This is a genomic window from Prochlorococcus sp. (assembly GCF_965655815.1).
Taxonomy (GTDB): Bacteria; Cyanobacteriota; Cyanobacteriia; order PCC-6307; family Cyanobiaceae; genus Prochlorococcus_A; species Prochlorococcus_A pastoris.
On record NZ_CBFHHZ010000004.1, the window covers coordinates 57,713 to 71,239 of the forward strand.

Consider the following 13,527-nt stretch of genomic DNA (forward strand, 5'->3'; position numbering starts at 1 on the left):
TAATTTACAAATTTTTATTTATTTTTCTATTAGTATCTAATAAATACTTTTATTAATGGACGAGCTTTCAGCCCTTTCTATTTCAATATCAATAGCTTCACTTGGGATATATTGTTTATTTTTCTCTTCAAGTGATGATGATGATCAAGATGGAGGTCACTTGGTAAAGTCGGCTCAAAAAATCAATTAATTTAGGTAAATAATATATTTAATAAGGACTTATAACCTATAAATCCTGCATATATGCATGATAAGAAAATTAAATATACTTCAAAGATTCCAAGTGTCTTTTTCTTTAGAACTTTCATATTGAATAACGTTTCTAAGGTTATTTTATTGATTGTTTTTTCTATTAACATGAGTATTTATTACATGAATTTAACTTTCATATAATAATTAGACATAAACCTAAAAATAATAATGTTGTAAAGAATATTATACCTTTTGTTATCTGTCTTTCTTCTTTAGTTGCGAAAAAAAGGGAAATTACGGGGGAGGTACTAAGTAAAGTCCAACCTATGCCTAATGGAAGAGTCTTGAAAACAATTTGTTGAAGCAATATGCCTAAATTTGTTCCTAATAATATTGAGAGTAAAAATCTTTTTTTATCATTAAAATCTAATTTCTTTAAGAAAAAATTAATTCTAAATTTTTTTATTGTTATTAAAAATATTATTGCTCCAAGTAACCTGATCTCTGTTGTTTGGAAAGGAGATAGATTGCTTTCTAAAAATACTTTTCGAGATAAAAGCCCCCCTAATACAGCACATAAAACTGATAAAAATGGAAATATATAAACGCTTAGATTATTTCGTTCTGTAATGTTGGTCAAATTATTAACTATAAGATTAGTTCTCTGCCTAAGTAGAATGAAAAGTGAAATTGATATAATTAAAATACCTAGATAAGACTTAAATGCTAGGTTTTCATTAATAAAAATTTCACCAGATAATGCGGCTAATATTGGAGATAATGCTTCAATAGATAAAGTTCTTCTAGTACCAATTAGTTGCAATGACTTTATATAAAAAGTATCTCCTAAACCTATTCCTATAATTCCACTAAATAAAAGAGTAATAATAGATTTTAAATCATTTAAAACACTGAGATTGATAAATGCAGGAAGAAAAACTAGAAATGCGATTATATTTTTTACTAAATTAATATCTATGGATTTATACTTTTCGGTTTGTGAACGCCATATGAAGCATGCATAAGTCCATGATATTGCTGCTCCGAAGGCCGAAAAAATTCCAATCAAAACTAATAATTCTAAAAATTTTTTACTTTATAAATTGTGTTATTGCTAAAAAGAAAACGTATAGAATAATAATAAAACCCGGCAGATACTGTATTAAAGACTTTAATTTGTTAGTTTCCATGATATTTAAATTTGATATTTATATTTAAATAATATAAAGTCTTCATACAGTCATTAGAAGCAGATAATTTAAGAAATTAACATAAGGTTTAATACTAAAATTTTGTAAGGTGATTTATAAATTAAGAAAATTCATAAGAAGTTCATCAAAAAATTTATATTTTTCATATTTATATCTGAAAGCAGTAAGTATTATGTTGAATCAATCACCAAGCAATTACTTTGATTTAATAACTATCTAATATAAAAATAAATTATCTATAAAATGGAATTAATTAATAGAAATGATGTTTCGCTAGGTCTTGCACCATTCGATACATTAGGCTTTAAATCCGAAGAAGAACTTAATCTGGAAATTTCAAAGCTTATTAGGACTAGAAACGAATTCGAGACTAAAACCAAAGTAATTTCTAATTAATGGCTTTTAAAAGCTTGATTCAAAAAAATTTTTAAAAATTAGTTTTCCTATTTGGATATAAACTTTCTAACTTTCTTCTCCTTTCGGTCTTTGCGTTAATTCTCTCTTCCTTCTCTTTTTTCTTTATTTCATCGTTTATTTTGTTTTGTCTATAACCGATCCAAAGAAGTACCCAAATAACTGAAGTTAATAACAAAAGAGCCGCATATTGGCCCGTCATTGGAAAGCTAGCTTCAGAATATTTGACGTAGGAAAATAAATTAACCATCTAACTAAAATAATATATAAAAGATATTTGCGTGTTTATATAAACCAAAAAATTTTAAAATGTATTTAATTTATTATTCTCCATATTTCAGTATAATTTAGTCTAAGAGTTGAATTTTTTATTTAAAGACGTTTTTTTTTATAAAATTGAATTGCTATTATCAGATTAAGGAAATATTGAGAGCCTACATTTTTGAACCCTTTTGATTTAGTAGTAGTTGGTGGTGGAGCAGCAGGTTTCATGACGGCAGTAACAGCCGCCGAAAATGGTGTTAAAAGAATAATAATTCTTGAAGGCTCCTCAAAACTTATGGAGAAAGTAAGAATAAGTGGAGGAGGTAGATGCAATGTAACTAATGCATCATGGATACCGAGTGAGTTAGCAGAAAATTATCCTCGAGGTGGTATTAAGCTTTTGGAATCATTTAATCGTTTTGCCGCTGGAGATGTATTTGATTGGTTTGAGAAAAGAGGATTAAATTTAAAGATTGAAGCTGATAATAGAGTATTTCCAGTATCTGATTCATCATTAGATGTAATAAGTTGCTTAAAAAAAAATGCAATAAATAAAGGGGTAGAGATATCAACTAAATTTTTTGTTAAAGAAATTTTAAAAACTTCAGATAACCTTTTTACTATTTTTAATAGTGAAAAAATTTCGATAATTGCAAAAAATATTATTCTCTCTACTGGAGGCCATCCTAGTGGATATAAATTAGCTAAAAATTTTGGCCACAGCATAATAAGACCTGTTCCTTCCCTTTTTACTTTCTCCACAAAAGAAACAAAATTGAATGAGTGTAGTGGTGTCTCTATTAAAAATATAGATATTGAAATTCAACTAAATAACAAATCTTTCAAAAATAGAGGAGATGTACTTATAACTCATTGGGGATTTAGCGGCCCTGCTGTCCTAAAGCTCTCTTCGATAGCTGCGAGAGAATTGTTTGACCAAAAGTATAAATTTAGTTTAATAATTAGATGGTCAAACCTTGAATATAAAGAGTTAAAAGAAAAAATTGATAACCTAAAATTTAATAATGGAAAATTAAACTTAATTAATTTAAGACCTCTACCTTTGTTAACAAAGAGGTTGTGGGTGTTCTTATTAAATAAAATGGAAATTAATAAAGATAAGAAGTGGTCAGATCTTCTTGCAAATGAAAGAGAGAAAATGATAAATAGCCTATTGAAAGATAAATATATTATTTCTAGTAAAGGCCCCTTTGGAGAGGAATTTGTCACCTCTGGAGGTGTCTCAATCAATGAAGTTAATTTTAAAAGTATGGAAAGTTTAATATGTCCAGGTTTATTTTTTTCTGGTGAAGTTCTAGATGTTGATGGAATCACTGGGGGGTTCAATTTTCAACATTGTTGGACGAGTGGATGGCTTGCAGGACAGTCAGTCTCAAAGTTATGTGGCAAAGTAACAAATTAATAAGTTTATCTTCTTTTTATTAAGTATTTATCGATAAAAGTTTTTTAAACATAGATTAATTTTAAAGTTGAAAAACTCAAAAAGAATGATGCAAAATCTAATTCCTAAAAAGGAAGAAGAAGAAAGAAGATTAAAAGCATTAGCTGAATATAGAATATTGGGGACTAAACCAGAATCCTGTTATGACGATATTACAAAGATAGCAGCATCTACATGTAATGTTCCGATATCTTTAATGACCTTAGTTGATAAAGATAAGCAATGGTTTAAGTCAAAAGTGGGCCTCGAAATTAATGAAACAAAAAGGGATTGGTCTTTTTGTACCCATGCTATTCAAGAAAGTAGCCCATTAATTATTCAGGATGCTTTTCAGGATGAAAGATTTATCAATAATCCCTTGGTAACTGGTGATCCTAAAATTAGGTTTTATGCTGGGTTTCCTCTTAAAAATAGAGATGGTAATAAACTTGGAACTTTATGTGTTATCGATCGGAAACCAGGTAATCTTTCTCCAAAACAATTCAAAGTAATGGAATTATTATCTAAGCAAATAGTTTCTTTTTTGGAGTTAAGAAAGAAATCTCTCAATTTATTAGAGGCTTTATCTAATTTGCATAAACAGGAGGGTATATTATCAGTCTGTTCATATTGTAGAGAAGTCAAAAATAATGATGGTGATTGGATGCATTTAGAAAAATATCTATCGAAAATAAGTGATATTAGATTTAGTCATGGTGTTTGTGATGTTTGTATGGAAAAACATTTCCCAGATGTGGTTGAGGTTTGGAATAAAAAAGATTCTTTTCAGGAGGGACAAAAAAGGTTCCTAAAATCCTAAAATCTAAAAATTACTTTTTTTACTGAAGGCATTTTTGGACGAATATATATTTAAATAGCTAGTATTGTATAAATTTAGACTTGCAAATGTTACTAGGAACTTTATTTACGGGTGAAATAGCTAAAAGTGCATTAGTTGCTTATATCCATTATCTAGGAATCATACTTTGTTTTGGATCTCTTTTATTTGAAAGGCTGACTTTAAAAGTTGATCTTAATAGAAACCAAACTATTTCAATGGTTGTTGCAGATGTTATTTACGGTTTAGCTGGGGTTGCAATATTAGTTACTGGAATTCTACGGGTAAAATATTTTGGACAAGGAGGTGATTTTTATACAGAAAATCCAATTTTTTGGATTAAAGTTTCTCTCTATATTTTAGTTGGATTATTGTCTTTATACCCAACAACAACCTATATTTTGTGGGCGATACCATTGAGTAAAAATAAATTACCTGAGATCTCAGAAAAACTTGTAAAAAGATTTAGATTTATTATCACAACTGAATTAGTAGGTTTTGCAACGATCCCTCTTTTCGCGACTTTAATGGCGAGAGGAGTGGGTCTAGGTTGAAAAACCTTTATGGAAAGAAGTTGTTTGATAAGTACAAATAAAGAATATAGATGGAGTTTAGGTTTTAAAATTAATAAATCAAAAAAAGAGATGATTTTTATCGGTCTAAATCCCTCCCTTTCAGATTCAACTTATATTGATAATACAACGAGGAAAATAATCAAAATCTGCAACAACTATAATTATGGAAATCTTAAAATAATAAATTTATTCGCTTTAATTTCCAAAACTCCTGATAAATTATTCACTCATAAAAAACCTGTTGGCTATTTAAACAATAAGTTTATAAATAAAAGTTTAAAATACTGGTCTGAAAATAAAAATTGTCATTTGTGGTTGGGCTGGGGCAACAAAGGGACCTTTCTAAATAGGAATTACAACATTTCTAAAAAAATAATGAATTTTTATTCAATAAAAAAAGATAATTTTGTGAATCCTTTAGGTCCGCTTTTTATAAAAAAAACAAAAAAACAAAATCCTATACACCCGTTATATTGCTCTGATAATTCCTCTCTCCAATCTGCATCATTTGAAAAAGATTTGATTGAGACAAAGGTTTAAGAGGTAATTTATTTAATAGTATGCTAATATGACTTTAAGAATAGGTTAAGAAATGAGTAATAAAAGTCAACTACAAAAACTAAAGAATTTAAATGTTAAAGCAGAAAAATGCCTTACGAGAGAAGAAGCAAGAACTATATTGATAAAGGCTACTAAAGCGCAAAGTAAAATAAATTTATAAATTTAAATAGTTATTATTTTTCATTTAGAATGATCCTTTTATAAAATTTTTATAGTCAATTCTAGTTTTAATGAGTTTTAATATTATCAAATTAAGAAGATCTAATGAAAGATTTAAATCAAATAGAGAATGGCTTGATTCAAAACACTCATTTTCTTTTGCAGAACACAGGGATCCAATCTGGGATAATTTTGGAAAAATTAGAGTAATTAATGAAGATATAATTTCTCCTAATTCAGGATTTAATACGCACTCTCATTCGAATATGGAGATAGTCACAATAGTCATAAAAGGTGAGATAACACATAGAGATTCATTAAATAATTTAGGAATAATTCATGAAGATGAAGTGCAGGTTATGTCTGCAGGAACAGGGATTACTCATAGTGAAAAAAATGAAAAAAATACAGACTGTAAATTATTTCAGGTATGGATATATCCGGATATTCAAGATCTTACGCCGTCATATAATCAAATTTCGATTAAGAATACTTCTGGGAATAATCTTATTATTAATTCTTTAAAAAAAAACAAATGTCAGCTTTTTATAAATCAAGATATATCTATATGGCGATGTAAATATAACCTTTTAAACAAAAAATATTTGCCTTCAGAAATAAAAAGATTTAATTGGATTCAAATAATAGAGGGTGATTTGTTAGTAAGAGATAAAAATAATAAATCAAGTAAAAAGCTTTCTGCTGGTGACGGTTTGGGTTTTGAAATTTCTAATTTTAACGATATAGATATTCAATCTGATACCTTTGTCGATATGCTCTTATTCTCTATGCCAAAATTATAATATTTATTCTAAAGAGTCTTTTTGGAATGCATTTAGAGCTTGTAAAGCCATGTTTAGATGAACTTCCATTGCACCCAACGCAATTAAGGAATTAGAAGATTTATCTTTTAATAAGTTTTTATTTCTCTTAGAAATTGTCTTGATAACATCTTTAGTTACGTTCTCCCAATTATTTATTAATTCATCAAATTCTTGTTTTTCTAAGCTTTCAGTATTTTTTTTATCATCAGAGGCATTAAGATCTTTTTGTGCATTCAGCATCAAATAAGTTAATTTTTTATGGCTTATTGCTTGAGGTAAATTGTTAGATTCACTCATGTTTCTTTCGAATTTGTATTTAAAATTTAACGAAATAAGAGGAAATTTGCTAGTAGTGTATTGGTTGTAATGACCGACCTGGAATTAGTCCAACTAAATTTTTAATGCGTGATAAACTTTATATTGAATTTTTCATAGATTAATTTTTTAAAAATATCTCCTCTTTGTTCATAATCTCTAAATTGATCAAAACTCGAACATGAAGGAGAAAATAATAAAGTTTCAGCTTGATTATTTTTTATATAAGAATATGCGTAGTTGATTACTTCTGAAAGATCATTAAAAGTTAAAATATCATTATTAAATCCTCCCTCAAGGATCAATTTTTTTAAGGTTTGCGAGCTTTCGCCAAAAAGAAATACAGCTTTTGCTTTTTTATTTATAATCTTTACCCATTCAATAGAATCCCCATTTTTTAACCTACCCCCAGAAATTATTATGGGAGAACCTTTAATTGCATTTATACCTGCTACGGAAGAGTCAAAATTGGTAGCCTTGCTATCATTAATTATTTCAAGTTCATCACGTTGGAATATTGTTTCCATTCTATGGGGAAGTTGTTCATAGCTAAGTAAAGCATTCTTTATTCTCTCAGGGGATAATCCAATTTTCCTTGCAGCTGCTACAGCTAGTAATAGATTTTGAGTGTTATGATTACCTTTCAATTTGAAATTCTTTAAACTCAATAATTTTTCCCTTCTCTCTACAATAAAGTTTTCATTATTTATCCAATAATCACAGTGATCTGAATCAGATTCGTTAGGATTAGTAGTTATCCATATTCCATTTAAAAGTGATTTGAAATTTTCTTTTAAATATTTATCGTCGTAATTATAAATTCTAAATTCTGATTGTTTTAGTAAGCTATTTTTAATCTTGAAATAATTATCAAGTGTTTTGTGACGGTCAAGATGGTCGGGAGTAAATGTTGTCCAAATTCCAATTTTAGGTTTAATGCAATGTGTCGCTATTTCTATTTGAAAACTGCTTAATTCAGCGACTATCCAATCAATATTTTTGCTGTTTGTCGAGTAAGCAATTTCGCATAATGGAGTCCCAATATTGCCTGCAAATGGGGCTAATAAATTATTTTCTCTTAGTATATGACTTAATAAGTGAGTAACTGTAGTTTTCCCGTTAGTACCAGTAATCCCAATCCAATTTATATTCTTTAAACTTTCCCATGCGATATTTATTTCCCCTATTACAAGGATTCCTCGTTCTTTAAGTTTGATTATTGTTTTATGGTCAAAGGGTATAGCTGGGCTTACAACAATAGACTCAATTTGTTTAAGACATGTAGAAAACTCATCAAATAAAAATTGTTTATTTAAGGAAACAGATATATCGAGTTTTTCTAGTATTTCCTTTGTTTCTAAAAGTTCTTTATTTTGATTACTTTCCCAGACAATAACTCTCTTTCCAATACTTCTTAAATACTTTGCTGCCCAAAAACCAGATCTTCCTAACCCAATAACAAAATTTATTTTTTCTTCCTTTTTTGAATTATTTTTAATAGGCATTAAATTTATAATTAAATTGAAGACTAGAAATTAAATGGTCTATTTAATTATGAAAAATACTTTAAAAACTAATCTAATATCTAAATTAAAATTAATAAACTTCTTTTTAATTATTTTTGGATTTAATTTAATAGATATTGAATTGAAAGCTCATCTTAGAGGTGCTTATTCAACTGAAAGTGAAGCTAAAGAAAAAGCTAAAGACCTTGGTTGCTCTGGAACATTTAAAATAAAAGAAATGTGGATGGCTTGTGAAAGTGAAAAAGATCTTCACAAATACCTTAGAAAAAACAAATAATGTTTAAAACTAAAACAAGAAAACTTCACAGAAGTATTACTCTTATAGCATTAATTCCATTATTAATAACCGTTCTTAGTGGAAGCTTATATTCTTTATTTCAATATTTTGGATTGGATTTCTTTTGGCTTATGAAAATTCATACAGAGAATTTTTTCTTTATAAATCTACAACCTCTTTTTACACCTGTTGTAGGTTTATTAACAATATTTGCAATAATTTCTGGTTTATTTTTATTTCCTAGATCTAAAATTAAATACCCAGATTAATTAAATGAAAGAAAATATTACTGAATTATGGTTCTCTTGGTTCTATAAAAATTGGGAGAAAAATGCTCCGGGTAATTTGATTGATAAGGGGTTATCTCCATCACAAATTGCAGAAAGATTTGTAAATGAAAATCATAAAGAATTTTTGGAAATCGCCAATGAATTTGATGAAGATAATTATCAGGCTTTAAATGAATTTATGAAACTTTCAGAAAGTGAATTGCATATTCTGAAATATTTTTTGAAGTTGATAAAACTAAAAAACTCATAAAAACTTACTAAGTATTTCCATACTCTTGTCCCATAGATTTTTTCTTTCTTTCTTATTTAGAGCAAATGGTGAAGTTGGAGATAATTTTGGGTGACCTCTAAAATTGAATTTAGGCCCGTAATGGTCCCCTCCCTTTGCCTCAGGAGAAGTAGCAGCAAGTAATTGAGGTAAAGCGCCCATCTCTGCCGATTGAAAAATTGGACTAAATAGCTCTAAGGAGAAAGTTTCAATTGGACTTGGTTTTGGTTTCTGTGCAGAAAAAAGATTTGTTTTTGCAATACCTGGATGAGCCGCCAAGGATAAAATATTTTTTTGCTCTAGTTTTTCATTTAACTCTAAAGCAAACATTACGTTAGCTAATTTGCTGTTAGCATATGATTCCCACTTGTTATAGTAATTTTCTGCTTTAAGATTATTCCACCCAACTTTTCCAAAGAACTGAGCCCCTGAAGTTACCGTTACTATTCTAGAGTTTTCTTTCTTTTCAATTAAAGGAAGAAATTTCAGTGTTAAAAGCATATGTGCTAAATGATTGACCGCAAATTGTATCTCAAAACCTTGTTTGCTTAATGTTTTTGGCGGATGCATTATACCTGCATTGTTAATTAGCAAATCTAAGTTCTCAAACTCACTTGATATTTTTAATCCAATTTCACTTACATTATTTAAATCTGATAGATCTAGTTCTATAGGAGTAAACTTACCTTTAGGATTTAGCGACTTTAATTTATCTATAGCCGAATTAGCCTTTTCTAAACTTCTGCAAGCAAGTAAAACATGTGCATTTTTTTCTGCTAGAGCTTTAGCGGTGTAATATCCAAGACCACTGTTTGCTCCAGTAATAAAAGCTGTTTTCCCATCTAAATTGGGAATATCTGATATGGTCCAATTAGAGTTTTTATTCTTGGAGATAGTGGCAGACATTTTCTAATTTTTCTACGAGATATTGGTACTTAATTAAAAATCAAGTATGCTGAATATTTTTTATCGTAAATAAATATGGTAAGGATCGTGAGCACTTAAATGATTACTCGTTTTGTAATTTGATTAAAAATTTTCATTAATTAAGTAATTACAATTTAAAAAAAAATTTTTTAGCATATTCAAAAATGCCATTAATTTTAGATGCTCAGAAAAAGTGGGACGATTTTTTAGAGAACAAAATCACAAATTACGAAAAACTTCGTAATTTTGATTATGGCCCAACGAATAAAAGCTCCGTTTCAAAATTATCACCTTATATATCCCATAGGGTTTTATTAGAATATGAATTGCTTGATGAGGTTAAAAAGAAATATCATTCTCAAAAGATTAATAAATTTGTTGAGGAAATTTATTGGAGAATTTATTGGCAAGGTTGGATGGAAAATAGACCAAAGGTTTGGTGTAATTTTATTTCAGAAAACAATTACGAATACGATATTGAAACCTATGAAAAAGCAATAAATGGAAACTCAGAATTAGGTTTTTTCAATTCATGGGTTAATGAGTTAAAAACCTATAACTACTTACATAATCATACTCGAATGTGGTTTGCTAGTACTTGGATTTTTAATTTAGGTCTGCCCTGGCAATTAGGAGCAAGTTTTTTCTTTAAACATCTTTATGATGGGGATGCTGCCTCGAATCTTTTGAGTTGGAGATGGGTTGCAGGATTACAAACAAAAGGAAAGCAATATCGTTTTTCCCCAGCAAATTTAAGAAAATTTTCAAATAATAGATTCAATGTTGAAAAGATTAGTAATAGGCAAATCTTTCTTGAAGACAAAAATCAAATCCCACTTGATGATGAGATTTATAAAAGCAATATGGAACCAAAGTCAGAAACCCTTATATTATTTGAAAACGATTTACATGTTTCAACTCTTGAAAATATCTTACGAAATTACAAGAGCGTTTTTATTATCCTACTAAGTAATGATCAAAGAAAAATAAAATTATCTGAAGCAGTCCTGAGTTTCAAACAACAAATAGTTCTTGAATTCATCAAGCAATTTGATAATGTTACTCAGATTGATCCTTTAAAATTAAATGAGACATTGGTTGCTATTGATCAGTTAGATATGATTTATCCTGGTGTTGGTGAAAATAACGACTTTATAAATAGTTTTAAGAAGTTAAATAATAAGGTGATTTTTAATTTAGTAAGAGATCAAGACTTATTTGCATGGAAGTTTGCCAAAAAAGGGTTCTTTAAATTCAAAGAAAATATACCCAAAATTAATCAATATGTTTTTCAAAATTATTAATGGAAATTTTCGAAAGAAACTATATTCTTAATAAGCTAAAAATTTTGAGATATGCAAAATACTAAGTATAAATACTTAATTAAAGATCAGTTTCATGGTTTAATCCACGATGAATAATGTGGCTAGTTATTTTTACTTAAGAAATACGTTTTTATAGTGCTTTCAACAATTCTTACAAAATCATTCAGCAAAGATACAGCTTTATTAATTCTAAGAGTAATTACTGGTACAGTTTTAATTCATCATGGGTTTGAAAAGCTAGCTAATATAGAAAATTTTGCTGATGCTTTTGTCAGACCTCTGCACTTACCTTTCCCAATATTCTTGTCATATGTAGCTGCATTTTCAGAAATTGGTGGAAGCTGGTTATTAATACTTGGTTTAGCTACAAGATTCGGTGCTTTAGCAATAGTTGGTACTATCTCTGTAGCTATCTATCATGCTCTAGTAACATCGGGATTTAATATTTTCTTATTAGAACTTTTACTACTTTATTTCGCTTCAGCAACTTCAATAGCATTAACAGGTCCTGGGGATTTCTCACTTGATGAAGTAATTATAAGAGTATTGAGATCTGAATCAGATGATGAAGATATTCAAGAATCAATCAAAGTTAAAGCTAATAATAATAATAAATCAGTCATACAAGAAGATTCAACTAATAAAGGTGGTATCTTCCAATTTTTACAGGCTAACTTATTGTCAGACACTTCAAATTAAATTTTTGGATAAAGACTATCAATAAATTCCTGTCTTTTTTTTAAGTTATTTAATCTTTCAAATTTAATTTTTAAAGTTGCTTCCGTTAAACTTAAAAATAGTCCTAAAGCCGTTACCCAAGATAACAAGATTAAGGGATTTTCAGGAATTTCTGAGAAATTCATATAGTTAATATTTCTTTTATAAAACTGACCGATCTATATAATTTTTACAACCTAAGTAAACAATTTAGAAATATTTTATGGATTTATTTCTATTCTTTCCCAATTCTTTTCCTTATGCCAGACATACCTCTTGTGGATAGGAGTTACTAATTTAAGAAGATCTACAGAATATATTTCAAATTCTAATACAACAAAACTTTCTGGTTTATTCAAATCACTAGAAACTATTTGAGAAGTGCGAATATTTTTATTAATCTCTTTTCCTGGATATTCCCAAAACCAAGTTGATTTGGATCTGTCTGATAACGAATCCCAATATTTCATGTTTTCCTTTAACTCCTTCATTTTTCCTTTAAATCTGAATTGTGATTTGCTTTTAAAAAAAAGCCATAAAACCTCTGCGTTGGAGTTTAATTTTAATTGAGCAACTTTTTCGCTGCGTCTATCAGTAAAAATAAGGATTGAACTTTCAGTTTGCCATCCTCTAAAAACCACCGTACGTAATCTAGGTTCGTTATTCCCGTTAATAGTACAAAGCTGAAACCACCTACTTGAGGGTAATTTACCTTCTTTTTTTCTCGCAGCTTTTAACTCCTGCCTCCACATTGGAATTTTAATTTCCTTCATTAAATTTGGGTAAAAGTAAACCACTAATTCGCTTATATTCCGCAAATGAAGCATATTTTGTAAGTGATTTGTCCTTTTTTAGCATTCTTGGTAGAAAGACTCCAAAGAAAAACAAAGCAAGAATAGCAAAAGGTATAAAACTCACAGAAAGGATGGCAAATGATAAATAAATTAGTATTTCACCAAGGTAATTTGTATTTCTTATGTTTTTGAAAAATCCATCTTTAATAAGTTCTTTTTTGATTTTAAGAGTGAAATATTTTTGAGCATCACTTGCAAAATGAAGAAAAACACCAATTATATTTATTGAAATAGAAGCTGCAATTATGGGATAAGAAACTGTTTTTTGGGAGGAAATGAGAATAAATGGAGCTATCCAGTAACTACCAAGGAAAATAAACCCAGTAATTGAAGTTATGAAATTTATTTTTTCTTTAAAATATGGATCTGGAAATATTTTTTCTTTTAACAACCAAAGTATTCCATAAGTTCCATGCAAAGATAAATAAACCCATGCAGCAATTGAATAATTTTTATAAAACATCATTAACGCTGCCACAACAAACACAGTTAAACCTTTATGCAGGTTGATTATTTGATTAAGTTTCATTTTCTAATCAATCTAAAAAA

21 protein-coding genes are annotated in these 13,527 nt (G+C 28.4%); 13 read left to right on the forward strand and 8 right to left on the reverse strand.

The window, feature by feature from the left end; genetic code table 11:
* The first annotated feature begins 55 nt into the window (after positions 1-55).
* Complete coding sequence (locus tag ACTF45_RS06555) at positions 56-190, forward strand: hypothetical protein (RefSeq protein ID WP_348659989.1); 135 nt, start codon at positions 56-58, stop codon at positions 188-190.
* 195 nt (positions 191-385) lie between these two features.
* On the opposite strand, the gene ACTF45_RS06560 is transcribed toward ACTF45_RS06555, so the two are convergent.
* Positions 386-1,261, reverse strand: a complete 876-nt coding sequence (locus ACTF45_RS06560; RefSeq protein WP_438949608.1) for a DMT family transporter — start codon at positions 1,259-1,261, stop codon at positions 386-388.
* Positions 1,262-1,646: 385 nt separating this feature from the next.
* Between ACTF45_RS06560 and ACTF45_RS06565 the strand changes: the two genes are divergently transcribed.
* Positions 1,647-1,799, forward strand: a complete 153-nt coding sequence (locus ACTF45_RS06565; RefSeq protein WP_438949609.1) for a hypothetical protein — start codon at positions 1,647-1,649, stop codon at positions 1,797-1,799.
* Between the two features lie 31 nt (positions 1,800-1,830).
* On the opposite strand, the gene ACTF45_RS06570 is transcribed toward ACTF45_RS06565, so the two are convergent.
* Positions 1,831-2,067, reverse strand: a complete 237-nt coding sequence (locus tag ACTF45_RS06570) for a hypothetical protein (RefSeq protein ID WP_438949610.1) — start codon at positions 2,065-2,067, stop codon at positions 1,831-1,833.
* A gap of 192 nt (positions 2,068-2,259) precedes the next feature.
* Between ACTF45_RS06570 and ACTF45_RS06575 the strand changes: the two genes are divergently transcribed.
* The 6 genes from ACTF45_RS06575 to ACTF45_RS06600 all read left to right on the forward strand — a co-directional run bounded on the left by ACTF45_RS06575 (position 2,260) and on the right by ACTF45_RS06600 (position 6,458).
* Positions 2,260-3,504, forward strand: coding sequence for an NAD(P)/FAD-dependent oxidoreductase (locus ACTF45_RS06575; protein ID WP_288348363.1), 1,245 nt, complete (start codon positions 2,260-2,262; stop codon positions 3,502-3,504).
* A gap of 88 nt (positions 3,505-3,592) precedes the next feature.
* Positions 3,593-4,342 (forward strand): GAF domain-containing protein, encoded by a 750-nt coding sequence (locus tag ACTF45_RS06580; RefSeq protein ID WP_288348367.1) that lies wholly within the window; start codon positions 3,593-3,595, stop codon positions 4,340-4,342.
* 86 nt (positions 4,343-4,428) lie between these two features.
* Positions 4,429-4,914, forward strand: coding sequence for a DUF2214 family protein (locus ACTF45_RS06585; RefSeq protein ID WP_011133002.1), 486 nt, complete (start codon positions 4,429-4,431; stop codon positions 4,912-4,914).
* A gap of 9 nt (positions 4,915-4,923) precedes the next feature.
* Positions 4,924-5,475, forward strand: a complete 552-nt coding sequence (locus ACTF45_RS06590) for a DUF1643 domain-containing protein (RefSeq protein WP_438949611.1) — start codon at positions 4,924-4,926, stop codon at positions 5,473-5,475.
* Between the two features lie 52 nt (positions 5,476-5,527).
* Positions 5,528-5,656 (forward strand): hypothetical protein, encoded by a 129-nt coding sequence (locus tag ACTF45_RS06595; RefSeq protein ID WP_288348206.1) that lies wholly within the window; start codon positions 5,528-5,530, stop codon positions 5,654-5,656.
* 70 nt (positions 5,657-5,726) lie between these two features.
* On the forward strand, positions 5,727-6,458 hold the full coding sequence (locus ACTF45_RS06600) for a pirin family protein (RefSeq protein WP_288348204.1): 732 nt from the start codon (positions 5,727-5,729) through the stop codon (positions 6,456-6,458).
* Between the two features lie 3 nt (positions 6,459-6,461).
* Here ACTF45_RS06600 and ACTF45_RS06605 read toward each other — a convergent pair whose 3' ends face one another.
* Entirely contained in the window at positions 6,462-6,776 is a 315-nt protein-coding gene (locus ACTF45_RS06605; protein WP_288348202.1) for an MATH domain-containing protein, read from the reverse strand.
* A 101-nt stretch (positions 6,777-6,877) separates the two neighbouring features.
* Entirely contained in the window at positions 6,878-8,299 is a 1,422-nt protein-coding gene (gene murD / locus ACTF45_RS06610) for a UDP-N-acetylmuramoyl-L-alanine--D-glutamate ligase (protein WP_438949612.1), read from the reverse strand.
* 49 nt (positions 8,300-8,348) lie between these two features.
* Between murD and ACTF45_RS06615 the strand changes: the two genes are divergently transcribed.
* From ACTF45_RS06615 to ACTF45_RS06625, 3 genes are read left to right on the forward strand one after another with little or no spacing between them, the layout of a single operon-like run.
* Complete coding sequence (locus ACTF45_RS06615; RefSeq protein WP_288348198.1) at positions 8,349-8,597, forward strand: hypothetical protein; 249 nt, start codon at positions 8,349-8,351, stop codon at positions 8,595-8,597.
* Positions 8,597-8,866 carry a hypothetical protein gene (locus ACTF45_RS06620; RefSeq protein WP_288348196.1) on the forward strand — a complete coding sequence of 90 codons (270 nt, stop codon included), beginning with the start codon at positions 8,597-8,599 and terminating at the stop codon, positions 8,864-8,866. The genes ACTF45_RS06615 and ACTF45_RS06620 overlap by 1 nt, the downstream gene beginning before the upstream one ends.
* Before the next feature lie 4 nt (positions 8,867-8,870).
* Positions 8,871-9,137, forward strand: a complete 267-nt coding sequence (locus ACTF45_RS06625) for a hypothetical protein (protein ID WP_011132996.1) — start codon at positions 8,871-8,873, stop codon at positions 9,135-9,137.
* On the opposite strand, the gene ACTF45_RS06630 is transcribed toward ACTF45_RS06625, so the two are convergent.
* Positions 9,132-10,061 carry an oxidoreductase gene (locus ACTF45_RS06630; RefSeq protein ID WP_288348194.1) on the reverse strand — a complete coding sequence of 310 codons (930 nt, stop codon included), beginning with the start codon at positions 10,059-10,061 and terminating at the stop codon, positions 9,132-9,134. The genes ACTF45_RS06625 and ACTF45_RS06630 overlap by 6 nt on opposite strands.
* A 185-nt stretch (positions 10,062-10,246) precedes the next feature.
* Here ACTF45_RS06630 and ACTF45_RS06635 point away from each other — a divergent pair, with 185 nt between their 5' ends.
* Both ACTF45_RS06635 and ACTF45_RS06640 read left to right on the forward strand, forming a co-directional pair.
* Positions 10,247-11,386 (forward strand): FAD-binding domain-containing protein, encoded by a 1,140-nt coding sequence (locus tag ACTF45_RS06635; RefSeq protein ID WP_288348192.1) that lies wholly within the window; start codon positions 10,247-10,249, stop codon positions 11,384-11,386.
* A gap of 156 nt (positions 11,387-11,542) precedes the next feature.
* Positions 11,543-12,106, forward strand: coding sequence for a DoxX family protein (locus ACTF45_RS06640; protein WP_438949613.1), 564 nt, complete (start codon positions 11,543-11,545; stop codon positions 12,104-12,106).
* Here ACTF45_RS06640 and ACTF45_RS06645 read toward each other — a convergent pair.
* The 3 genes from ACTF45_RS06645 to ACTF45_RS06655 all read right to left on the reverse strand — a co-directional run bounded on the left by ACTF45_RS06645 (position 12,103) and on the right by ACTF45_RS06655 (position 13,507).
* Positions 12,103-12,270 carry a hypothetical protein gene (locus ACTF45_RS06645; protein WP_288347213.1) on the reverse strand — a complete coding sequence of 56 codons (168 nt, stop codon included), beginning with the start codon at positions 12,268-12,270 and terminating at the stop codon, positions 12,103-12,105. The genes ACTF45_RS06640 and ACTF45_RS06645 overlap by 4 nt on opposite strands.
* Before the next feature lie 75 nt (positions 12,271-12,345).
* Positions 12,346-12,897, reverse strand: coding sequence for a pyridoxamine 5'-phosphate oxidase family protein (locus ACTF45_RS06650; RefSeq protein ID WP_288347214.1), 552 nt, complete (start codon positions 12,895-12,897; stop codon positions 12,346-12,348).
* Complete coding sequence (locus tag ACTF45_RS06655; protein ID WP_288347215.1) at positions 12,884-13,507, reverse strand: DUF1295 domain-containing protein; 624 nt, start codon at positions 13,505-13,507, stop codon at positions 12,884-12,886. Before ACTF45_RS06655 ends, ACTF45_RS06650 begins: the two co-directional genes overlap by 14 nt.
* Between the last annotated feature and the right edge of the window lie 20 nt (positions 13,508-13,527).

What these genes read in the sequence shown, in the direction of transcription:
- ACTF45_RS06555 (WP_348659989.1), top strand. Translation starts at nt 56, where the DNA reads ATGGACGAGCTTTCAGCCCTTTCTATTTCAATATCAATAGCTTCACTT.
- ACTF45_RS06565 (WP_438949609.1), top strand. Translation starts at nt 1,647, where the DNA reads ATGGAATTAATTAATAGAAATGATGTTTCGCTAGGTCTTGCACCATTC.
- ACTF45_RS06570 (WP_438949610.1), bottom strand. Translation starts at nt 2,067, where the DNA reads ATGGTTAATTTATTTTCCTACGTCAAATATTCTGAAGCTAGCTTTCCA.
- ACTF45_RS06580 (WP_288348367.1), top strand. Translation starts at nt 3,593, where the DNA reads ATGCAAAATCTAATTCCTAAAAAGGAAGAAGAAGAAAGAAGATTAAAA.
- ACTF45_RS06585 (WP_011133002.1), top strand. Translation starts at nt 4,429, where the DNA reads ATGTTACTAGGAACTTTATTTACGGGTGAAATAGCTAAAAGTGCATTA.
- ACTF45_RS06590 (WP_438949611.1), top strand. Translation starts at nt 4,924, where the DNA reads ATGGAAAGAAGTTGTTTGATAAGTACAAATAAAGAATATAGATGGAGT.
- ACTF45_RS06595 (WP_288348206.1), top strand. Translation starts at nt 5,528, where the DNA reads ATGAGTAATAAAAGTCAACTACAAAAACTAAAGAATTTAAATGTTAAA.
- ACTF45_RS06600 (WP_288348204.1), top strand. Translation starts at nt 5,727, where the DNA reads ATGAGTTTTAATATTATCAAATTAAGAAGATCTAATGAAAGATTTAAA.
- ACTF45_RS06605 (WP_288348202.1), bottom strand. Translation starts at nt 6,776, where the DNA reads ATGAGTGAATCTAACAATTTACCTCAAGCAATAAGCCATAAAAAATTA.
- murD (WP_438949612.1), bottom strand. Translation starts at nt 8,299, where the DNA reads ATGCCTATTAAAAATAATTCAAAAAAGGAAGAAAAAATAAATTTTGTT.
- ACTF45_RS06615 (WP_288348198.1), top strand. Translation starts at nt 8,349, where the DNA reads ATGAAAAATACTTTAAAAACTAATCTAATATCTAAATTAAAATTAATA.
- ACTF45_RS06620 (WP_288348196.1), top strand. Translation starts at nt 8,597, where the DNA reads ATGTTTAAAACTAAAACAAGAAAACTTCACAGAAGTATTACTCTTATA.
- ACTF45_RS06625 (WP_011132996.1), top strand. Translation starts at nt 8,871, where the DNA reads ATGAAAGAAAATATTACTGAATTATGGTTCTCTTGGTTCTATAAAAAT.
- ACTF45_RS06630 (WP_288348194.1), bottom strand. Translation starts at nt 10,061, where the DNA reads ATGTCTGCCACTATCTCCAAGAATAAAAACTCTAATTGGACCATATCA.
- ACTF45_RS06635 (WP_288348192.1), top strand. Translation starts at nt 10,247, where the DNA reads ATGCCATTAATTTTAGATGCTCAGAAAAAGTGGGACGATTTTTTAGAG.
- ACTF45_RS06645 (WP_288347213.1), bottom strand. Translation starts at nt 12,270, where the DNA reads ATGAATTTCTCAGAAATTCCTGAAAATCCCTTAATCTTGTTATCTTGG.
- ACTF45_RS06650 (WP_288347214.1), bottom strand. Translation starts at nt 12,897, where the DNA reads ATGAAGGAAATTAAAATTCCAATGTGGAGGCAGGAGTTAAAAGCTGCG.
- ACTF45_RS06655 (WP_288347215.1), bottom strand. Translation starts at nt 13,507, where the DNA reads ATGAAACTTAATCAAATAATCAACCTGCATAAAGGTTTAACTGTGTTT.